General features: G+C 68.3%; 16 protein-coding genes. 8 read left to right on the top strand and 8 right to left on the bottom strand.

Annotation, left to right across the window (positions count from 1 at the left end; genetic code table 11):
* Window positions 1-103: 103 nt before the first annotated feature.
* The 3 genes from ACI6GS_RS11270 to ychF are packed head-to-tail and all read left to right on the top strand — an operon-like array spanning window position 104 to window position 2545.
* Window positions 104-754, top strand: a complete 651-nt coding sequence (locus ACI6GS_RS11270; protein WP_439817893.1) for a 50S ribosomal protein L25/general stress protein Ctc — start codon at window positions 104-106, stop codon at window positions 752-754.
* 54 nt (window positions 755-808) lie between these two features.
* Window positions 809-1417: an aminoacyl-tRNA hydrolase gene (gene pth, locus ACI6GS_RS11265; RefSeq protein WP_439817892.1), complete on the top strand. Its 609-nt coding sequence runs from the start codon at window positions 809-811 to the stop codon at window positions 1415-1417.
* A 21-nt stretch (window positions 1418-1438) separates the two neighbouring features.
* Window positions 1439-2545, top strand: a complete 1107-nt coding sequence (ychF, locus tag ACI6GS_RS11260) for a redox-regulated ATPase YchF (RefSeq protein WP_439817891.1) — start codon at window positions 1439-1441, stop codon at window positions 2543-2545.
* Between the two features lie 41 nt (window positions 2546-2586).
* Here the strand turns inward: ychF and ACI6GS_RS11255 are convergent, their stop codons facing one another.
* Window positions 2587-3726 carry a DNA topoisomerase IB gene (locus tag ACI6GS_RS11255; RefSeq protein WP_439817890.1) on the bottom strand — a complete coding sequence of 380 codons (1140 nt, stop codon included), beginning with the start codon at window positions 3724-3726 and terminating at the stop codon, window positions 2587-2589.
* Window positions 3727-3847: 121 nt separating this feature from the next.
* Between ACI6GS_RS11255 and ACI6GS_RS11250 the strand changes: the two genes are divergently transcribed.
* From ACI6GS_RS11250 to ACI6GS_RS11235, 4 genes are read left to right on the top strand one after another with little or no spacing between them, the layout of a single operon-like run.
* Complete coding sequence (locus ACI6GS_RS11250; protein WP_439817889.1) at window positions 3848-4300, top strand: MaoC family dehydratase; 453 nt, start codon at window positions 3848-3850, stop codon at window positions 4298-4300.
* On the top strand, window positions 4297-4767 hold the full coding sequence (locus tag ACI6GS_RS11245; protein ID WP_439817888.1) for a MaoC family dehydratase: 471 nt from the start codon (window positions 4297-4299) through the stop codon (window positions 4765-4767). Before ACI6GS_RS11250 ends, ACI6GS_RS11245 begins: the two co-directional genes overlap by 4 nt.
* Window positions 4764-5441, top strand: a complete 678-nt coding sequence (locus ACI6GS_RS11240; protein WP_439817887.1) for a dienelactone hydrolase family protein — start codon at window positions 4764-4766, stop codon at window positions 5439-5441. The genes ACI6GS_RS11245 and ACI6GS_RS11240 overlap by 4 nt, the downstream gene beginning before the upstream one ends.
* A complete protein-coding gene (locus tag ACI6GS_RS11235; RefSeq protein WP_439817886.1) occupies window positions 5438-5845 on the top strand; it encodes a VOC family protein in 408 nt (135 codons plus the stop codon). The genes ACI6GS_RS11240 and ACI6GS_RS11235 overlap by 4 nt, the downstream gene beginning before the upstream one ends.
* On the opposite strand, the gene ACI6GS_RS11230 is transcribed toward ACI6GS_RS11235, so the two are convergent.
* From ACI6GS_RS11230 to petA, 7 genes are all read right to left on the bottom strand, one after another.
* The gene (locus ACI6GS_RS11230) at window positions 5832-6503 is read right to left on the bottom strand and encodes a class II aldolase/adducin family protein (RefSeq protein WP_439817885.1); all 672 of its coding nucleotides are present in this window, start codon (window positions 6501-6503) and stop codon (window positions 5832-5834) included. The genes ACI6GS_RS11235 and ACI6GS_RS11230 overlap by 14 nt on opposite strands.
* Window positions 6500-7561, bottom strand: coding sequence for an S-methyl-5-thioribose-1-phosphate isomerase (gene mtnA / locus ACI6GS_RS11225; RefSeq protein WP_439817884.1), 1062 nt, complete (start codon window positions 7559-7561; stop codon window positions 6500-6502). Before mtnA ends, ACI6GS_RS11230 begins: the two co-directional genes overlap by 4 nt.
* A 21-nt stretch (window positions 7562-7582) precedes the next feature.
* On the bottom strand, window positions 7583-8113 hold the full coding sequence (locus ACI6GS_RS11220) for an adenine phosphoribosyltransferase (RefSeq protein WP_439817883.1): 531 nt from the start codon (window positions 8111-8113) through the stop codon (window positions 7583-7585).
* A 92-nt stretch (window positions 8114-8205) separates the two neighbouring features.
* On the bottom strand, window positions 8206-9075 hold the full coding sequence (locus tag ACI6GS_RS11215) for an S-methyl-5'-thioadenosine phosphorylase (protein ID WP_439817882.1): 870 nt from the start codon (window positions 9073-9075) through the stop codon (window positions 8206-8208).
* 82 nt (window positions 9076-9157) lie between these two features.
* Complete coding sequence (locus tag ACI6GS_RS11210) at window positions 9158-9940, bottom strand: cytochrome c1 (RefSeq protein ID WP_439817881.1); 783 nt, start codon at window positions 9938-9940, stop codon at window positions 9158-9160.
* An 11-nt stretch (window positions 9941-9951) separates the two neighbouring features.
* Entirely contained in the window at window positions 9952-11217 is a 1266-nt protein-coding gene (locus tag ACI6GS_RS11205) for a cytochrome b (protein WP_439817880.1), read from the bottom strand.
* Between the two features lie 2 nt (window positions 11218-11219).
* Window positions 11220-11774, bottom strand: coding sequence for a ubiquinol-cytochrome c reductase iron-sulfur subunit (petA, locus tag ACI6GS_RS11200; RefSeq protein ID WP_439817879.1), 555 nt, complete (start codon window positions 11772-11774; stop codon window positions 11220-11222).
* A 409-nt stretch (window positions 11775-12183) separates the two neighbouring features.
* Between petA and ACI6GS_RS11195 the strand changes: the two genes are divergently transcribed.
* Window positions 12184-12867: a Fe2+-dependent dioxygenase gene (locus tag ACI6GS_RS11195; RefSeq protein WP_439817878.1), complete on the top strand. Its 684-nt coding sequence runs from the start codon at window positions 12184-12186 to the stop codon at window positions 12865-12867.
* Window positions 12868-12869 lie beyond the last annotated feature (2 nt).

Genomic DNA, 12869 nt, shown 5'->3' with positions numbered 1-12869 from the left:
CGACACAGTGCATGGCGATTGAGCGGGGAGGCAAGTTCGGCTAGAACACGCGCCTTGCGACCCCGCACCCCTGGAGGCGGGGCTTTCTGCATTGGAGACAATGATGGCTGAAGCGAACATCATCGCGGCCCTGCCGCGCGCCCAGGGCGGTAAGGGGCCCGCCCGGGCAGCGCGGCGCGAGGGTCGGGTGCCCGCCGTGATCTACGGCGACAAGAAGAGCCCGGAACTCATCTCGCTTGAACTGCGCGGCCTGCTGCGCGAGTACCTGAAGGGTGGCTTCCTGTCGACGATCTACGAGGTCGAGATCGACGGCCGCAAGGAGCGGGTCCTGCCCAAGGACGTGCAGCTCCACCCGGTGACGGACGTGCCGCTGCATGTCGACTTCCAGCGCGTCTCGCCGTCCTCGCGCATCGTGATCGGCATTCCGGTGACCTTTGTCGGCCATGCCGACAGCCCCGGCCTGAAGCGTGGCGGCGTGCTCAACATCGTCCGCCACCAGGTCGAGGTGCGCTGCCCGCCAGACGCCGTGCCGGAGCATTTCGAGGTCAACCTGGCTGGCCTGGAAATCAATGCCTCCGTCCACATCTCGGCCGTGACGCTGCCGCCGAACGTGGTCCCGACCATTGTCGGGCGCGACTTCACCATCGCGACCATCGCGCCGTCCGCCGGCGCGCGCGGTGGCGAGGCTGACGCCAAGGCGACCGCTGCCGCGGGCGGCAAGGGCAAGGCCGCCCCCGCCAAGGGCAAGAAGTAAGCCAGTCGGCGACGCGCAGGCGGTCCACTTCGTCACGATGGGGGGCGCCTGCGCGTGCTTTTGCTGGTTGGACTCGGCAATCCCGGCCCGTCCTATGCGGGCCATCGCCACAATGTCGGCTTCATGGCGGTCGACCGGGTCGTGGAGCGGCACCGCTTTGGCGCCGCCCGCCGCCAGTTCCAGGGCCTGACCGCCGAAGGAAACCTGGGCGGGCAGAAGGTCCTGGCGCTGAAGCCCCAGACCTACATGAACGAAAGCGGCCGCTCGGTCGGGGAGGCCATGCGCTTCTTCAAGCTGGAGCCGGCCGACGTCGTCGTGATCTATGACGAACTGGACCTGGCGCCCGGCCGCCTGCGCGTGAAGCAGGGCGGCGGAGCGGCGGGCCATAACGGCATCCGCAGCATTGCCGGCACGATCGGCCCCGACTTCCGCCGCGTCCGCGTCGGCATCGGCCATCCCGGGCGCGAGGCGGTGCTGGCCTATGTCCTGCACGACTTTTCCAAGGCCGATCGCGACTGGCTGGACCCGATGCTGGACGCGGTCGCGGACGCGGCGCCGTTCCTGGCCAAGGGCGACGATGTCGGCTTTGCCAACCGGGTCGCGGTCCTGACCGTTCCTCAACGACCCAATGCCGATCCGCCGGCCGCCAAAAGCCGCGCATAACGATTTCGAAGGCGAGTTCTGATGGGCTTCAAGTGCGGGATCGTCGGCCTGCCCAATGTCGGCAAGTCGACCCTGTTCAATGCACTGACCTCGACGGCTGCGGCCGCCGCGGCCAACTACCCGTTCTGCACGATCGAGCCCAATGTGGGCCTGGTGCCGGTTCCGGATCCGCGTCTGGACACGATCGCCGCGATCGGCAAGTCGGCGCAGATCATCCCAACGCAGTTGGCCTTTGTCGACATTGCGGGACTGGTGCGTGGCGCGAGCAAGGGTGAGGGCCTGGGCAACCAGTTCCTGGCCCATATCCGCGAGGTGGACGCCGTCGTGCACGTGCTGCGCTGCTTCGAAAGCGGCGACATCGTGCATGTGGAGGGCAAGGTCGACCCCATCGCCGACGCCGAGACGGTCGAAACCGAACTGATGCTGGCCGACCTCGACAGCGTGGAGAAGCGCCTGCCCGCGCTGGCCAAGAAGGCCAAGCAGAACGACGAGCAGGCGCGCGCCCAGATCGCCGTGATGGAGAAGGCCGCCGCCGTACTGCGCGAGGGCCGTCCGGCGCGCAGCATCGTCGCCGACCTGAAGCCGGAGGAGAAGCCGATCCTGGCCGAGCTCCAGCTCATCACCGCCAAGCCCGTGCTCTATGTCTGCAATGTCGAGGAAGCCTCGGCCGCGACGGGCAACGCGCTCAGCGCCAAGGTCGCTGAAAAGGCGGCGTCAGAAGGGGCCGGCGCCATCGTGATTTCCGCCGCGATCGAAGCGGAAGTCGCCCAGCTGTCCGACCCCGAGGAGCGCCAGGTCTTCCTGGCCGACCTGGGCCTTGAGGAGACGGGCCTGGGCCGCCTGATCCGCGCGGGCTATGCCCTGCTGGGCCTGGTCACCTATTTCACGGTGGGTCCGAAGGAAGCGCGTGCCTGGACCATCACCGTCGGCACCAAGGCGCCGCAGGCGGCGGGCGTGATCCACAGCGACTTCGAGAAGGGCTTCATCCGGGCCGAGACGATCGCCTGCGACGACTTCATCCGGCACAACGGCGAATCCGGTGCGCGCGAAGCCGGCCGCCTGCGACTGGAAGGCAAGGACTACACCGTCCAGGACGGCGACATCCTCCACTTCCGCTTCGCCAATTAAGGCAACCCGACGGCGACGCGTCGATCAGCATGGCTGCCGGGTCATGGCGACGTCGGCTGATCCGCCGCGACCGCCTCTAGCCAGGCCAGGATCATGGCCTCGTCGCTGTCATAGGCCGGCGAGCGGGGGCGTTTGCGGCGCGCCTGGGCCAGGCCCTGGGCCAGGGTCCCGTCGGTGTAGTGCTCGATCACCGCCGGGTGGACATAGCAGCGCCGGCACACGGCGCGGGTATTGCCAAGGCGGGCCGACACCTGGTCCAGCACCGCGTTGACCGTGCGCGCGGCTGCCCGGGCGCTGGTGGGTGCCGGTTCACGCGCCAGGGCCGTGGCCGCCAGGACCGTGCCGGCCCAGGTGCGGAACTGCTTCGCCGTCACCTCTGGCCCGCCTGCCTCCCTCAGATAGTCGTTGACGGCCTGGGAGGTGACGGCCTGCACGCTGCCATCGGGCAATTCGTACTGGAACAGGTGCTGACCCGGCAGTTCCTGGCACAGGCGGATGATGCGCGCCATCCGCCGGTCGGTCAGGGCCAGGTTCCACACCTTCCCCGACTTGCCCATGAACTTGAACCGGACCTTGGCCCCCTCCACCGTCACGTGTCGGTTGCGCAGGGTGCTAAGGCCAAAGCTCTTGTTCGCCTTGGCATAGGTCGCATTGCCGATGCGGATCAGGGTCCGGTCCAGGAGCAGGGCGACCGTCGCCAGGATGCGGGTCCGGACCAGTCCCTTCGCCGCCAGGTCCTGCTCGAACCGGCGTCGCAGCCGCGGCAGGCAGCGGGCAAAGCCGACCAGGCCGCCATACTTGGCGGTATCCCGCAGCTCGGTCCATTGGGTGTGGTAGCGGTACTGCTTGCGTCCGCGGTCGTCACGGCCGGTCGCCTGGATATGGCCCAATGGGTCGGGACAGATCCACACATCGCGATAGGCGGGTGGAATCGCCAGGGCGCGGATCCGCTGGAGCGTCCGTGGATCGCGCACGGGGGCGCCGTCCGGCCCCACATAGCGGAAGCCCGCCCCACTGCGCCGCCGGCTGATCCCGGGCACGCCGTCGTGGACATGGACAAGATCGCCCAACTCCCCGGCCGCCGCATTCGACTGGCGCAGCAGGTCGGCAAGGGCGGCATCGGCCCGGGCACCCCGGTTCGGGGGCGTGCGGGGCTGCGTGTGTGTGTCGGTGGCTGTCATGGCTCGGTCCGGCGCTCAATGCGGACGGCGCAGATTTGTTCAACCCAGCCCCCCAAAGGGCCAGTCTGGACAGCGCCCTGTCGCCCCGGCAACGTGCAGCGCAACAAGAACGGGAGGCATGATGGCGCGTCTGCACTTTGAGGATTTCGAACCGGGAAGCGTGTTGTGGACCGAACCACGCACCGTCACGGCGGAAGAGATCATCGCCTTTGCCAGCGAATGGGACCCGCAGCCGATGCACGTCGATCCCGTCGCGGCAGCGAAATCCTATTATGGCGGGTTGATCGCGAGCGGTTGGCATACCTGTGCCATCACCATGCGCATGATGTGCGAGGGCTGGATCCTGAATGCCGCCTCGGCCGGCTCGCCCGGCGTGGACGAGGTGAAGTGGAAGGGCCCCCTGCGCGCCGGCGACACGATCCGCCTGCGCCGCGACGTGCTCGACGCCCGCCCCTCGCAGTCGCGGCCGCAGATCGGCCTGGTGCACATGACGTGCCGCGTCTTCAATCAGCGGGACGAGGAGATCCTGGAAATGCGCTCCACCGGCATGTTCTATCGCAAGGTGGTCGCATGACCCGGTATTTCGACGACTTCAAGGTGGGCGAGCGCACCGTGTGCGGCTCGTACACCGTGACGGCGGAGGAGATCATCCGCTTTGCCAGCGACTTCGACCCGCAGTCGTTCCACATCGACGCGGAGGCGGCCGAGGACTCGTTCTTCGGCGGGCTGGTTGCCAGCGGCTGGCATTCGGCCTGCATCATGATGCGCCTGATGATCACGGCGACCCCGCAGGAGAACCGCGGCGCGTTCATCGCCTCGCCCGGATTCGAGGATCTGCGCTGGTGGAAGCCCGTGCATCCCGGCGACACCTTGACCGTGGTGACCGAGGTCAAGGCGCTGCAACCCTCGAAGTCGAAGAGCGACCGCGGCGTGGTGCTGAGCCAGAATACCGTCACCAACCAGAAGGGCGAGGTCGTGCTGACCATGACGGGCAAGGGCATGTACCTGCGCCGCCCCGCAGGCGAAGGAGGTTCGGCATGAGCGTCACGGCCGCAGACATCACCCTGACCGCCAGCGACGGCCACCGCTTCAACGCGCTCCACGTCGTGCCGGCGGGCACGCCCAAAGGCGGCCTGATCGTCGCCATGGAGATCTTCGGCCTCAACGCCAACATCCGCGACCATTGCGGCCGCTTTGCCGGCTTCGGCTACGAGGTGGTGGCGCCGGCCTTCTACGATCGTGGGGAACGCGGCGTCGACCTCGGTTATGACGCGGCCGGCGTGGAGAAGGGACGCGCCCTGCGCGACCGGATCGGCTGGGACAAGCCCATGCTCGATGTTGCGGCAGCGCGCGACTTCCTGGTGCCGCGCGGCCGCGTCGCCATGACCGGCTATTGCTATGGCGGTTCGCTGTCCTGGCTGGCGTCATGCCGCGTGCCGGGCCTTGCCTGCGTCATCGGCTATTATGGCACCGCCATCCTGCAATACATGGACGAGGTGCCCCAGTGCCCGACCATGCTCCACTTCGGGGCCAAGGATGCCTCGATCCCCCTCGACCAGATCGAGGTGCTGCGGGCCAGGCATCCGGAGGTCGAGATCCACGTCTATGACGCGGAGCATGGCTTCTCCTCCGACCGCCGGGTCCACTATGACAAGGCCGCGACGGAGCTGGCGCTGGAGCGGACGCTGGCGCTGCTCGAAAGGACCGTCGGATGACGGCGGCACCCTCACCCAGCGTCGTCCCCTTCCTGATGTTCGAGGGCAAGGCTGAGGAAGCGATCAGCCTTTATGTCGCGACCATTCCCGGCAGCCATCTGGTGGAGATGAACCGCTACGGCCCCGAAGGCCCCGGGCGGCAAGGCACCGTCCAGACCGGCCGCGCCGTGATCGGCGGGACCGCGGTGATGTTCATCGACAGTCCGGTCGCCCACGCCTTCAGCTTCACGCCCGCGGTGTCATTCTTCATCACCTGCACCTCCGAGGAGGAGCAGGACCGGATCGCCATGGTCCTGGGCGCCGACGGCCAGACCCTGATGCCCCTCGACAATTACGGCTTCAGCCGCCGCTTCTGCTGGCTCAACGATCGCTACGGCGTCTCCTGGCAGATCAACCTGCCGTAGCGGCGCCATCCGCTGGGGCCTGCTGACCATAGGTCCTGAACTTCTCGAGGACGCGGGCCATCTCCTCCGCGTCGAGCAGGACGGGCTCGCCGACGGCGAGGGCGGTCAGGTATTGGGCGGCCAGGACCTCGACCTCCCGCGCCAACTTGAGGGCGGAGGCCAGGTCGGGGCCGACCGCGATCTGGCCGTGGTTGGCCAGCAGGCAGGCCCGACGCGGGCCCAGGGCCGCGAGCGCTGCATCCGACAGGGCCTGCGTGCCGAAGGTCGCGTAGTCGCCACAGGCAATGTGGTCGCCGCCCGCCGCCGCCACCATGTAGTGGAAGGCCGGGATGGCGCGGCGCAGGCAGGCAAGCGCCGTTGCGTGGCGCGAATGGCAATGGACGACGGCGCCGACCTCGGGCCGTGCCTGCAGGATCGCGCAGTGGAAGGGCCATTCGCTGGAGGGCAGGCGGCGCCCGGCCAGCACCCGCCCCTCCAGGTCCAGCATCACCAGGTCCCCTGGCTCCAGCGTATCGGCCGGCATGCCGGTGGGCGTCACCAGGAGGCCGCCCGCGACGCGGGCGGAGATGTTGCCGCTGGTCCCGGGGCTCAGCCCCTCCGCCGCCATCGCCCGGGCGGCCTGGATCAGCGTGGCCCGCAGCGTGGCCGCGTCGTTCATCGCCGTTCGGGATAGAGCGAGAGCAGCCCGTCGCGGCTGGCCGCGGCCACGCCACGCTCGGTGATCAGGCTGGTGACCAGGCGCGCCGGGGTCACGTCGAAGGCAGGGTTGCGCGCGGGCGTGCCGGCGGCCGTGATCCGCTGGCCCTGGATCTCCGTCACCTCGCTCGCGTCGCGCTCCTCGATCGGGATCAGGCGCCCGTCGTCCAGCGCCCAATCGATGGTCGAGAACGGCAGGGCGACATGGAACGGCACGCCATTGTCGTGCGCCGCCAGCGCCTTGAGGTAGGTGCCGATCTTGTTGGCGACGTCGCCATTGGCCGTCGTGCGGTCGGTGCCGACGATGCACAGGTCGACCTCCCCCGCCTGCATCAGGTGGCCGCCCGCGTTGTCGGCGATCAGGGTATGGGGCACGCCATGGGCGCCCAGTTCCCACGCGGTCAGGGCCGCCCCCTGGTTGCGGGGCCGCGTCTCGTCCACCCAGACATGGACGGGGATGCCGGCGTCATAGGCCTGGTAGATCGGCGACAGCGCGGTGCCATAGTCGACGGTTGCCAGCCAGCCGGCATTGCAATGGGTCAGGATGTTGACCGGGCGCCCCGGCTTGCGCACCGCGACCGCTTCGATCAGCGGCAGGCCGTGGGCGCCGATGGCGCGGCAGGTGGCGACATCCTCTTCCGCGATCGCGGCTGCCTGGATATAGGCCGTCTCGCGCCGCAGCGGCACGGGCGTGCCTCGCAGGATGCCGGCCATCCGGTCCAGGGCCCAGCGCAGGTTGACGGCGGTCGGCCGTGTCCCGGCCAGGACGTCGACGGCGCGGTCCAGCCGGGCGTCCGACGCATCCTCGTTCAGCGCGATGGCCAGGCCAAAGGCAGCGGTCGCCCCGATCAGGGGGGCGCCGCGCACCACCATGGTGCGGATCGCGTTGGCCGCATCCTCCAATGTGCGCAGGCGCAGGGTCGCGAATTCATGCGGCAGGCGTGTCTGGTCGATCACCACGACCCCGTCGCCATCCGGCGCCAGGTCGATCGTCCGCGTTGGCTGGCCGTTGACCTTCATGAGCCGCACCCTCCCCCGCGCTCAGTGCCCCTCGAAGGCGACCAGGGTATGGCAGGGATAGCCCGCCGCTTCCAGCTTTGCCCGGCCACCGATTTCCGGCAGGTCGATCACGAAGGAGCAGCCGGCGACGACGCCGCCCGCCATCTCGATCAGGCGGATCGCCGCACCCGCAGTGCCGCCGGTCGCGATCAGGTCGTCGATCAGCAGGACGCGGTCCCCCTTCTGGATCGCGTCGGTGTGGATTTCGACCCGGTCGACGCCGTACTCGAGTTCGTAGTCGGCACCGATCACGGTGAAGGGCAGCTTGCCCTTCTTGCGCACCGGCACGAAGCCGACCGAAAGCTGGTGCGCCACGGCCCCACCAAGGATGAAGCCGCGCGCCTCGATCCCCGCCACCTTGTCGATGCGGCGGCCGGCATGGGGCTGCACCAGCTCATCCACCGCCTTGCGAAAACCCTGGGCATCGCCCAGCAGCGTGGTGATGTCGCGAAAGACGATGCCCGGCTTGGGATAGCCCGGAATGCTGCGCACCTTGTCCCTGATCGAACTCATGTCGGTCCTTCATGGCAGTATCTGGCGATCGTGGCGAAATCCGGATTTCGCGGCCGGGACGGTCGCCCGTCGCCAGGCACGCACGGAACGGCTCAGCCGGCGGACCCCAGGACCCGACCGGCCACGGCGTCCAGCTGGCGCATCACCTGCGGATCGCGGGCCGCCGGCGCCGTGATCAAGGCATGGTCCAACGCCCGGTCACAGCCCTTTGGACAGGGGGTCGCGCGGCCGTTCTGGAGCGGCGCCAGCGCCGTTACCAGGCTCTGGGCCTTGCTGGCGTTGCCGGTCAGCACGCGGATGATGTCGCTGACCTGGACGTGGTCGTGATCGGGGTGCCAGCAATCGAAGTCGGTGACCATGGCGACGGTCGCGAAGCAGATCTCGGCCTCCCGCGCCAGCTTGGCCTCGGGCATGTTGGTCATGCCGATCACGTCGCAGCCCCAGGACCGGTAGAGGTTCGATTCGGCGAGGGACGAGAACTGCGGCCCCTCCATCGCAAGGTATGTCCCGCCCTTGACGATGGGCACGCCGCAGGCATGGCCGGCCGCCAGGATGCGCTCGCCCAGGCAGGCGCACACAGGATGCGCCATCGAGACATGGGCCACCAGGCCGGGCCCAAAGAAGCTCTTCACCCGGGCAAAGGTGCGGTCGATGAACTGGTCGACCAGCACGAACGTGCCGGGTGGCAAGGCCTCGCGGAACGAACCGCAGGCCGAGACGGAGACCAGGTCGGTGACGCCGACCCGCTTCAGGGCGTCGATATTGGCGCGGTAGTTGACGGCGCTGGGCGGCAGCTTGTGGCCACGACCATGCCGCGGCAGGAAGACCACCGGCACGTCGCCCAGTTCACCGAACAAGAGGGCGTCGGACGGCTCGCCAAAGGGCGATGCGACCGTCTGCCAGCGGGCGTTCCTGAGGCCGGGGACGTCGTAGACGCCACTGCCCCCCACAATGCCGAGCATCAGCCGACCCCTGGCGTGCAGGGGTCGGGACGGCGGCGCGGCCTTCCGGGGGACATGGCGGTGCGCGGGTTCCGGCCTGGCGTCAGTGGACGTTCGCCCAGATCTTGCGCTTGGTCAGGTACAGCAGGACGGTCAGGACGACCAGGAAGATCATGACCTTGACGCCCATCTGGTGCCGCGCCTCGAGCTTGGGCTCGGCCGTCCACATCAGGAAGCTGGCGACGTCGTGCGCCATCTGGTCGACGGTCGCCTTGGTGCCGTCGGCATAGGTGACCGAATCCTCGACCAGCGGCGGCGCCATGCTGATCGCGTGACCAGGGAAGTAGGCGTTGTAGTACTTCCCTTCCGGGATCGTGATCCCCTCCGGCACCGTCTCGCTATAGCCGTGCGCCAGCAGCGCCCAGATATAGGTCGGACCGTCGACCCGGGCCTTGGCCAGGAGCGAGAAGTCCGGCGGCAGCGCGCCGCCATTGGCGGCCCGGGCCTGCGCGTCGTTGGCATAGCCGTTCATGTGGAACCGGTCGGTGGCGACGCCGGGACGTGTCACCGGTTCGCCGATGTCGTCCATGGCCGGGACCGTGTCCTGGGCGGCCAGGGCGGCGATCTCCTTCTCGGAATAGCCGAGATCGGCCAGGTTCCGGTAGTTGACCAGGTGCATCGAATGACAGGCCGAGCAGACTTCCTTGTAGACCTGGAGGCCACGCTGCAGGGCAGCGCGGTCCCAGCCGCCAAAGACACCGTCATGCGCGAAGCTGGTCGCCGGCAGGGCCGCCGCCTCGCCCGCCGCAAGAGCGGGGGAGGACAGGCCGGACGCCAGGCCGATCACCAGGCCCAGGCTGGCAAGCGCGTTCTTGAAGGCTCGCATTTGTTCAGACCTCAGGCGCTGGCGGTTGCTGTTGCGGGTTGCGATCCGAGCACTGCCTTGGAGATCGACTCCGGCAGGGGCTTCGGGCGCTCGAACAGGCCGATCAGCGGCAGCAGCACCAGGAAGTGGGCGAAGTAATAGATGGTGGCGATCCGGCCGATGATGATGAACCAGCCCTCGGCCGGCTTGGCGCCGACCCAGCCCAGCACCAGCACGTCGATCGCCAGCAGCCAGAAGAACTGCTTGTAGATCGGGCGGAACCGCGCCGAGCGGACCTTGGACGTGTCGAGCCAGGGCAGCACGAACAGCAGCAGGATCGACGCGAACATCAGCAGCACGCCGCCCAGCTTGTCCGGCACCGCGCGCAGGATCGCGTAGAACGGCAGGAAGTACCATTCGGGCACGATGTGCGCCGGCGTCACCAGCGGGTTGGCCGGCACGTAGTTGTCCGGATGGCCCAGCGCGTTCGGATTGAAGAACACGAAGAAGGCGAACACCAGGAACAGGATGCCCATGCCGAACGCGTCCTTCGCCGTGTAGTACGGGTGGAAGGGGATCGTGTCCTGCGGGCTCTTGATGTCGATGCCCAGCGGGTTGTTCGACTTCGGGATGTGCAGCGCCCAGATGTGCAGCAGCACCACGCCCAGGATGACGAAGGGCAGCAGGTAGTGCAGCGCGAAGAAGCGCGTCAGCGTCGGGCTGCCCACGGCGAAGCCACCCCACAGCCACTTCACGATCGGCTCGCCGACGAGCGGGATGGCCGAGAAGAAGTTGGTGATGACGGTCGCACCCCAGAAGGACATCTGGCCCCAGGGCAGCACATAGCCCATGAACGCCGTCGCCATCATGAGGAGGACGATGACCACGCCCATCCACCACACGACTTCGCGCGGCGACTTGTACGATCCGTAGTACAGGCCCCGGAAGATGTGGATGTAGACGACGATGAAGAACATCGACGCCCCGTTCATGTGGATGTAGCGCAGCAGCCAGCCATAGTTCACGTCGCGCATGATGTGCTCGACGCTGGCGAAGGCGAGCGTCGCCTCAGGCACGTAGTGCATGGCCAGGATGACGCCGGTGGCGATCTGGACCGCCAGGCAGACGCCGGCCAGGAAGCCGAAATTCCACCAGTAGTTCAGGTTCTTGGGCGTCGGATAGACGACCAGGGCCCCATAGACGAGGGAGAGGACGGGCAGCCGCTGGTCGAACCACTGGACGGCCCGGTTGCTGGTGGGCAGTGCGCCATGGCCCGCCGCATGGGTGTTGTCGCTCATGATCAGCCGATGCGGATGGTTGTCGGGGACGTGAAGGCGTAGGTCGGCACGGGCAGGTTGGCCGGCGCCGGACCCTTGCGGATGCGACCCGACGTATCGTAGTGCGACCCGTGGCAGGGGCAGAACCAGCCGCCGAAATCACCGGCGTTCGAGACCGGCACGCAGCCCAGGTGGGTGCAGACGCCGATCACGACCAGCCATTCGGCCTCGTTCGGCTTGACCCGGTCCTTGTCCGCCTGCGGATCCGGCAGGTCGGACATGGGGGTGTCCTCCGCCTCCTTGATCTCGGCCGCGGTGCGGTGGCGCACGAAGGTGGGCTTGCCCTGCCAGAACACGGTGACCGTCTGGCCCTCGGCGATCGGCGTCAGGGTGACGTCGGTCGTCGACAGCGCGAGCGCGTCGGCAGAGGGGTTCCACTGGTCGATGAACGGCCACGCGGCCGCCGCTGCGCCAACCGCCGCCATCGCACCGGTAGCAATATACAGAAAGTCACGACGGGTCGGTTCCGGCCCGCCGTGCGCTCCCGTTTTTCCGGCCGAGGCCCCGGTCGCCGCCATCATTCGCTCCAAATGCTGCTCTACGCGCGCCCGCAATCTGTCATGGTGCGCGCGTGCTCCGTAGTGACACGCTGCCGCAGCATGGTGGCATGCCCGCCCGGTTTCAATCCCCCAGCGATGACATGGGCTTGAACGCTGGCGCCGGTGTGGCCGCGGGGCCCGCGAAAACGGCACAGGAAGGGCCTGTGGTGCCGCCAACGCGGCCTGATTCACCGGCAGCCAGGGAATCGCCCTCCCCCACCGGCGCCGTCAGGCACGCCGCATTCGGCAGGCCCCGCGATGATCTGGCGCAACAATGCGCCATGCCCGCAACAGCGCGGCGCCACGCTCACCGCCCTCCCGATACTTGCATCCCATTCGCATTCGCACTATCGCTGCCCTGCCCTTTCCCGGTGAGCGACGCGGGCCGATGCTGATCTCGATTCCCGACGTGCTGAGTGCCACCCAGGCGCGGCAGTGCCGCGACAGCCTGGACCGGGCCGAATGGATCGACGGAAACGCCACCGCCGGCAGCCAGTCCGCCCTGGTGAAGCGCAACATGCAACTGGCCGAGGGCAGCCCCGTCGCCCAGCAGATGGGCAATGCCCTGCTGGACGTCCTGGCCGCCACGCCCCTGTTCATCTCGGCCGCCCTGCCGCTGAAGATCTATCCGCCCCTGTTCAACCGCTACGCCGGCGGCCAGCATTTCGGCGCGCATGTCGACAATGCGATCCGGCCGGTCCGGGGGACCAGTGTCCGTGTCCGCACAGACCTGTCCGCGACCCTGTTCCTGGCCGAGCCCGACGAGTACGAGGGCGGCGTGCTGGTGGTGCAGGACCACTACGGGACGCACGAGGTAAAGATGCCCATGGGCCACATGGTGCTCTACCCCTCGGGCAGCCTGCACCATGTGACGCCGGTGACGCGGGGGGTACGCGTCGCGTCGTTCTTCTGGGTCCAGAGCCTGGTCCGCCAGGACGAGGACCGCGCCGCGCTGTTCGAACTGGACCAGACGATCCAGGCCTTGTCGGTGGAGCGGGGCCAGGGCGATGCCCAGGTGCTGCGCCTGACCGCGCTCTATCACAACCTGCTGCGACGCTGGGCGGAGACCTGATT

Origin of the sequence: Zavarzinia sp. CC-PAN008, from assembly GCF_051903925.1 — a bacterium.
GTDB lineage: Bacteria > Pseudomonadota > Alphaproteobacteria > Zavarziniales > Zavarziniaceae.
The sequence above is the reverse complement of the archived record's forward strand: the minus strand, read 5'-3'. Positions and strand labels throughout refer to the sequence as shown.

Excerpts from the sequence above, each read along its gene's own strand:
- ACI6GS_RS11270 (WP_439817893.1), top strand. The coding sequence starts at position 104 with ATGGCTGAAGCGAACATCATCGCGGCCCTGCCGCGCGCCCAGGGCGGT.
- ychF (WP_439817891.1), top strand. The coding sequence starts at position 1,439 with ATGGGCTTCAAGTGCGGGATCGTCGGCCTGCCCAATGTCGGCAAGTCG.
- ACI6GS_RS11255 (WP_439817890.1), bottom strand. The coding sequence starts at position 3,726 with ATGACAGCCACCGACACACACACGCAGCCCCGCACGCCCCCGAACCGG.
- ACI6GS_RS11250 (WP_439817889.1), top strand. The coding sequence starts at position 3,848 with ATGGCGCGTCTGCACTTTGAGGATTTCGAACCGGGAAGCGTGTTGTGG.
- ACI6GS_RS11245 (WP_439817888.1), top strand. The coding sequence starts at position 4,297 with ATGACCCGGTATTTCGACGACTTCAAGGTGGGCGAGCGCACCGTGTGC.
- ACI6GS_RS11240 (WP_439817887.1), top strand. The coding sequence starts at position 4,764 with ATGAGCGTCACGGCCGCAGACATCACCCTGACCGCCAGCGACGGCCAC.
- ACI6GS_RS11235 (WP_439817886.1), top strand. The coding sequence starts at position 5,438 with ATGACGGCGGCACCCTCACCCAGCGTCGTCCCCTTCCTGATGTTCGAG.
- ACI6GS_RS11230 (WP_439817885.1), bottom strand. The coding sequence starts at position 6,503 with ATGAACGACGCGGCCACGCTGCGGGCCACGCTGATCCAGGCCGCCCGG.
- mtnA (WP_439817884.1), bottom strand. The coding sequence starts at position 7,561 with ATGAAGGTCAACGGCCAGCCAACGCGGACGATCGACCTGGCGCCGGAT.
- ACI6GS_RS11220 (WP_439817883.1), bottom strand. The coding sequence starts at position 8,113 with ATGAGTTCGATCAGGGACAAGGTGCGCAGCATTCCGGGCTATCCCAAG.
- ACI6GS_RS11215 (WP_439817882.1), bottom strand. The coding sequence starts at position 9,075 with ATGCTCGGCATTGTGGGGGGCAGTGGCGTCTACGACGTCCCCGGCCTC.
- ACI6GS_RS11210 (WP_439817881.1), bottom strand. The coding sequence starts at position 9,940 with ATGCGAGCCTTCAAGAACGCGCTTGCCAGCCTGGGCCTGGTGATCGGC.
- ACI6GS_RS11205 (WP_439817880.1), bottom strand. The coding sequence starts at position 11,217 with ATGAGCGACAACACCCATGCGGCGGGCCATGGCGCACTGCCCACCAGC.
- petA (WP_439817879.1), bottom strand. The coding sequence starts at position 11,774 with ATGGCGGCGACCGGGGCCTCGGCCGGAAAAACGGGAGCGCACGGCGGG.
- ACI6GS_RS11195 (WP_439817878.1), top strand. The coding sequence starts at position 12,184 with ATGCTGATCTCGATTCCCGACGTGCTGAGTGCCACCCAGGCGCGGCAG.